Here is a 5,219-nt window from a genome sequence, read left to right as displayed (position 1 = left end):
GGCGGCATCGGCGAGCACCAGCATGGAGTTGAAGATGTTGAGGCTCTTGTTCTCCATCGCGCCCATGTTGAAGTGGCGCACGGCGACGATGTTGTACTCGTCGAGGTCGTAGGCCAGGCCATAGACGCGCTCGTCCCACTCCATCGCCCGCTTCAGGGACGCCATGGCGTGGGCGGTGAAGGGGGCATCGCCCGGCTCCACGTGCAGGCGCAGCTGCACGGTGCGGCCGTCGGCGGTGACGAAGCTGTCGCGCACCTCCTCCAGCCGGCCCGCCACCAGGGCGAACAGGTAGGAGGGCTTGGGGAACGGGTCGTCCCAGACGGCGTAGTGGCGTGCTTCCCCGCCTGGCCCGGGCGGCAGGTCGCCGCTCTCGATGCCGTTGCCGTTGGAGAGCAGCACCGGGCAGCTGTCCCGGTCGGCCTCTATCCGCACCCGGAAGCGGCTGAGCAGGTCGGGACGATCCGGGTGATAGGTGATGCGGCGGAAGCCCTCCGCCTCGCACTGGGTGGTGACCATCCCCCCGCTCACGTAGAGGCCTTCCAGGCTGGTGTTGGCCCGTGGGTCGAGCCACACCGTGCTGGTGACCACGAAGGGCCGATCGGGTGGTTGCAGCACCAGCAGGCGGCCGTGCTCCATCTGGAACGCTTCGGCGGGCAGGGGAACGCCGTCCAGTTCCAGGGAGCGCAGCTCCAGATCCACGCCCCGCAGCTCCAGCGGCCCCTGGGCACCGGCCCCGGGGAGGAACGCCAGTCGCGCCTCCACCAGGGCATGGTCGGCGAACAGGCGCACCGTCAGATCGGTGCGCTCGAGCCGGTAGGGCGCCGGTCGGTAGTCGGCGAGGTGCACGACGGCCATCAGAGGCTCACTTGGGGGCTGGCTTGGCGGTGCCCTGCTGCTTGATGGCGTCCTGAACCTTCTTCATGACGTCGGCCGGCACTTCCTTGGGGCAGATCTCAGCGGCACCGAGGACGGCCGAATTGATGGCGCCGCGGCGCAGCTCTTCGATGGTGAGGGCCTTGGTGCCCACCTGCTGGATCTCGCCCTTGTGCTGGCCGAGGATCAGCTGGGCGATGGTCTCGCCGGCGATGCCCACGGATTTCTCGAAGTCGATGCCGGCGGCGCGGGAGATGCAGACGTTGACGGCGCCGATGCGCGTGTAGAGAGCCATCTCAGCGGCGGTGGCGGGTGCGGCATGGGCCGCCACGGGGGCCAGCAGCATCGGCATGGCCAGCAGGGGTGCCACCAGCAGCGGCCGGGTGCGACGAAGCAGAAGAGACAAAGGGGTAGAAATCCGTGAACCCCCATCGTGATGCATCACAGCAGCTGACACACCCGCCGCAGAGTCCGCTCCGCGAGGCGGCCCTGCCGCCGGGGCTCCGGCGCCGACAGCGCTTAACCGATCGGTTCTCCCGCCGCCTCAAGCCGGATCTCGTGGTGGAGCTCCACCAGCTCGAGGCTGCCGTGGCGCCAGGTGTGGATCGAGCGGGAGCGATAGCGGTCCTGGTCCACCAGGCGGATCTGCTCGAGCACTTCCCAGTCGTCGTAGTGGGACTGGAACGCCATGGTGTGCTCATCGATCTGGCGGATCTGGCTGACCGTGGGGGCCCCCGCCAGGTAGCCGCAGCTGCGCCGCAGCTGGTGACCGCACAGCCAGGCCTCCATCGTGCCCTCGGCCCGGTAGTCGGGTTTGGTGTCGAAGAACGGCTGGTGCCCCTCCGCCCACCAGGTGAAGCGGTAGCCCTCGTCGCCGTCCACCAGTTCGCTGTGGACCTCGATGCGCAGGTTCATGTCCACCCGCAGCACCGCGTCGTCCTCGGTGAAGAAGTAGGTGCGGCGCGACCGCCAGAGCCCCAGGTTTCGGGCGAACCAGCGCCGCAGGCTGCTGTCGAGGCGGATGCGGCTCTGCACGGGGGGAACCCTGGAGAGACCGGGCTGGGTCGGTGTGGTCATGGCGGGCCCACCCAGGCACACGGACGCGATCTCTGAAGTCCTAGCGACGTTTCCGGGTTCTGCCCAAAACCCCATAAGGTTGGGGGCATTGCCGCATGCCTGCCCTTGCCGGTCCTGGGGGAGTCGGAGTTCCCGGTGTCGGCGGTGCCGGCAGCCACCACGGACGCCAGTGTCGCCGGCGCTGAGGCCCAGAAACAGCTGAAGCTGCTGCTGGTGGCGGCCCGCCACCACATGGCCTCGGCCGACCTGAGGGCCCTGCTGGCCTTCCTGAACTCGGAGGAGTGCACCTGCAAGGTGTCCCTCCAGGTGGCCGATCCAGCCGACCACCCCGAGCTGCTCGAGTTGCACCGGCTGGTGGCCACCCCGGCCCTCATCAAGCTCGATCCCCTGCCCAAGCAGGTCTTCGCCGGCAACACCCTGGCCCAGCAGCTGCGCATCTGGCTGCCCCGCTGGCAGCAGATGGAGGTGGTCACCACCCTCGGGCTCAGCCTGCGGCCGGCGGAGATCGACGGCAGCCGCAGCCAGCGGGAGGTGCAGCTCGAGGACCAGCTGCTGGTGCTGCGTCAGGAGAACGAAACCCTGATCGAGCGGCTCGGCGTCCAGGAACGGCTGCTGCGCATGGTGGCGCACGAGCTTCGCACCCCCCTCACTGCCGCCAAGCTGGCCCTGCAGAGCCACGCCCTGGGCCAGATCGACGAGAGCCGCTTCCGCGACGTGCTCAACCGCCGCCTCGACGACATCGAGGCCCTCTCCAGGGACCTGCTGGAGGTGGGCACCACCCGCTGGGAGGCCCTGTTCAACCCCCAGCGCCTCGACCTGAGCCAGGTGGCGGCCGAGGCCATCCTGGAGCTGGAGAAGCTCTGGGTGGGTCGGGGCCTGCAGCTGGTCACCGACATCCCCGCCGACCTGCCCGATGTTCATGCCGACCAGCGGCGCATGCGGCAGGTGATGCTCAACCTGCTGGAGAACGCCCTGAAGTTCACCCCCGATGGCGGCAAGGTGAGCCTCAGCCTGATGCACCGCACCAGCCAGTGGGTGCAGGTGAGCATCTGCGACAGCGGCCCGGGCATCCCCCGCCAGGAGCAGCACCGCATCTTCCAGGACCGGGTGCGGCTGCCCCAGACCTCCGGAACCACCTCCGGCTTCGGCGTGGGGCTCTCCGTCTGCCGCCGCATCGCCGAGGTGCACGGCGGTCGCATCTGGGTGGTGTCGGAACCCGGCGAAGGCGCCTGTTTCAACTTCACGGTGCCGGTCTGGACCGGCCAGAGCTCCCCCGAACCCGATCGCGCCGCCACTGGCCGATCCGCCAGCGGCGACCTTCCTTGACGAAGGGTCCCTCCGGCCCGTAGCGTCCAGCACATCAGACCGGTCGCAAGCCGGCTGTGGCCTCGCCCCCATCGTCTAGAGGCCTAGGACACCTCCCTTTCACGGAGGCGACAGGGGTTCGAATCCCCTTGGGGGTATCCATCGGTTGCGGGTCCGAGGCGATCTTGCCTTGGACCGATCAGCCTGCTTCGAAGCGTCGCTGGGCTTCCCGCTGCACGCCCCTCAGGTTGCTGGCCAGGTCCTCCTTGAGGCGCTGCTCGATCAGACCGATGGGCATGCCCGGTTTGCCCTGCACGGTGAGGTCATAGAGGAGCCAGGTGCTGGTGTCGTCGACGCCCACCTGCCAGAGGCCCTGGAAGCAGCGGAAATCGCCCTCCAGCATGCGGAAGGCGAGGCGGCCCTGGTCAGGATCTTCACTCAGCTCCAGCTGCACCCGGGCACTGAAACGCAGGCCGCAGAACTGCTGGGTGCCCACCTGCTCCAGGGCCACCTGGTTGCCGCGACGCCAGAGCTGGCGGGAACTGGCCAGGTTGGGGATGAAGCGGTCGAGGTGGTCGTAATCGGTGAGCACCGACCAGATCCACTCGGGGGCAAGGCTGAGCCGCAGCTGCACCGCCAGGCGGCGGGTGCCCTGGGGGAGCCGCTCCATCTCCTGCTGGATCGTGTCGAGGGCACAACAGGCCTCTCTGGCGACCATGGCCTCGGGGGACGGGAGAGTCACGGGGCTGGGAAACAACGCCAGGGGCTGGGCCAAGACGGATCGGAGCTCGCTCGGGGCTGGGGGGAGGGTGGCAGCGGACGGCACCGGCAAGGGTGCGTCGGAACACAAACTAGCCCGTGTTTCCGCTTTCCGGTCAAAGAGGCCACCCCGAGGGGAGTGAGGCGAGTTCTCTATGATCGGCCCGATTTTCGGCACCGTTGCCCGCATGCGCGTTTCCACCGGCAAGGCCACCCAGTCCGACGGCCGCATGTTCACGGTTGTCGTCGAAGGCTTCGGCGTCGGGCTGCAGCGGCGGGCGGAACGCCGTCTCACCGTGCCCTTCAACCAATTGCAGCGACTGATGCAGACCATCGCCCTTCAGGGTGGTCGGATCCGGGCCATCAGCGCTGAGGAGGTCCGGGTCGGGTCCGAACCCCTGGTCCCCGCCACCGAAGCCGCAGGCGCCCCCGCCCCGGACGCCCCCCCCACCCCCGCCAGGAAAGCCCCCGTGAGCCACGCCGACGTTCCGGTCAATTTGTACAAGCCGAAAGACCCCTTCATCGGCACGGTCACCGGCAACTACAGCCTCCTGACCGAAGGGGCCATCGGCCGGGTGAACCACATCACCTTCGACCTCTCCGAAGGCAACCTGCACTACGTCGAAGGCCAGAGCATCGGCATCATTCCCGATGGCGAGGACGCCAACGGCAAGCCCCACAAGCTGCGCCTTTATTCGATCGCCAGCACCCGCCACGGCGACAACTGCGAAGGCGGCACCGTCTCCCTCTGCGTCCGCCAGCTCCAGTACGAGAAGGACGGCGCCACCATCAACGGCGTCTGCTCCACCTTCCTCTGCGACATCGAACCCGGCGCCAAGGTGAAGATCACCGGCCCGGTGGGCAAGGAGATGCTCCTGCCCCCCGATGAGGATGCCAATGTGATCATGCTGGCCACCGGCACGGGCATCGCTCCGATGCGGGCCTACCTGCGCCGCATGTTCGAGCCCGCCGAGCGCGCCAAGAACCCCGAGTACCAGTTCCGCGGCAAGGCCTGGCTGATCATGGGCGTCCCCAAAACCCCCAACCTCCTCTACGAGGACGACTTCCAGCGCTATCTGGCCGAGTACCCGGAGAACTTCCGCTACACCAAGGCGATCAGCCGCGTGCAGCAGAACCCCAGCGGTGGCCGCATGTACATCCAGGACCGGGTCACCGAGCAGGCCGATGAGATCTTCTCTCTGATC

6 protein-coding genes and 1 tRNA gene are annotated in these 5,219 nt (G+C 68.2%); 3 read left to right on the top strand and 4 right to left on the bottom strand.

Annotated elements, in window-relative coordinates; translation table 11 throughout:
- The 3 genes from KBZ04_RS14075 to KBZ04_RS14065 all read right to left on the bottom strand — a co-directional run.
- Positions 1–855 (bottom strand): M1 family aminopeptidase (locus tag KBZ04_RS14075; protein WP_261351128.1); only part of this gene is annotated, 855 nt, incomplete at its 3' end.
- A 7-nt stretch (positions 856–862) separates the two neighbouring features.
- Positions 863–1,279, bottom strand: a complete 417-nt coding sequence (locus KBZ04_RS14070; protein ID WP_254992526.1) for a cAMP phosphodiesterase — start codon at positions 1,277–1,279, stop codon at positions 863–865.
- 113 nt (positions 1,280–1,392) lie between these two features.
- Positions 1,393–1,950, bottom strand: a complete 558-nt coding sequence (locus tag KBZ04_RS14065) for a hypothetical protein (protein WP_254992525.1) — start codon at positions 1,948–1,950, stop codon at positions 1,393–1,395.
- 144 nt (positions 1,951–2,094) lie between these two features.
- Here KBZ04_RS14065 and KBZ04_RS14060 point away from each other — a divergent pair, with 144 nt between their 5' ends.
- Both KBZ04_RS14060 and KBZ04_RS14055 read left to right on the top strand, forming a co-directional pair.
- Positions 2,095–3,276 carry a histidine kinase gene (locus tag KBZ04_RS14060; protein WP_315860125.1) on the top strand — a complete coding sequence of 394 codons (1,182 nt, stop codon included), beginning with the start codon at positions 2,095–2,097 and terminating at the stop codon, positions 3,274–3,276.
- A gap of 64 nt (positions 3,277–3,340) precedes the next feature.
- Positions 3,341–3,413, top strand: a tRNA-Glu gene (locus tag KBZ04_RS14055).
- 41 nt (positions 3,414–3,454) lie between these two features.
- Here KBZ04_RS14055 and KBZ04_RS14050 read toward each other — a convergent pair.
- On the bottom strand, positions 3,455–3,973 hold the full coding sequence (locus KBZ04_RS14050) for an SRPBCC family protein (RefSeq protein ID WP_254992527.1): 519 nt from the start codon (positions 3,971–3,973) through the stop codon (positions 3,455–3,457).
- 229 nt (positions 3,974–4,202) lie between these two features.
- Between KBZ04_RS14050 and KBZ04_RS14045 the strand changes: the two genes are divergently transcribed.
- The coding region (locus KBZ04_RS14045) for an FAD-binding oxidoreductase (RefSeq protein ID WP_254992524.1) at positions 4,203–5,219 on the top strand (1,017 nt) is incomplete at its 3' end.

Source organism: Cyanobium sp. N5-Cardenillas (assembly GCF_024345515.1).
Classification (GTDB): Bacteria; Cyanobacteriota; Cyanobacteriia; order PCC-6307; family Cyanobiaceae; genus Cyanobium.
The sequence above is the reverse complement of the archived record's forward strand: the minus strand, read 5'-3'. Positions and strand labels throughout refer to the sequence as shown.

Bases quoted from the DNA above. Each gene is read 5' to 3' on its own strand.
- KBZ04_RS14050 (WP_254992527.1), bottom strand. From the start codon at position 3,973: ATGGTCGCCAGAGAGGCCTGTTGTGCCCTCGACACGATCCAGCAGGAG.
- KBZ04_RS14065 (WP_254992525.1), bottom strand. From the start codon at position 1,950: ATGACCACACCGACCCAGCCCGGTCTCTCCAGGGTTCCCCCCGTGCAG.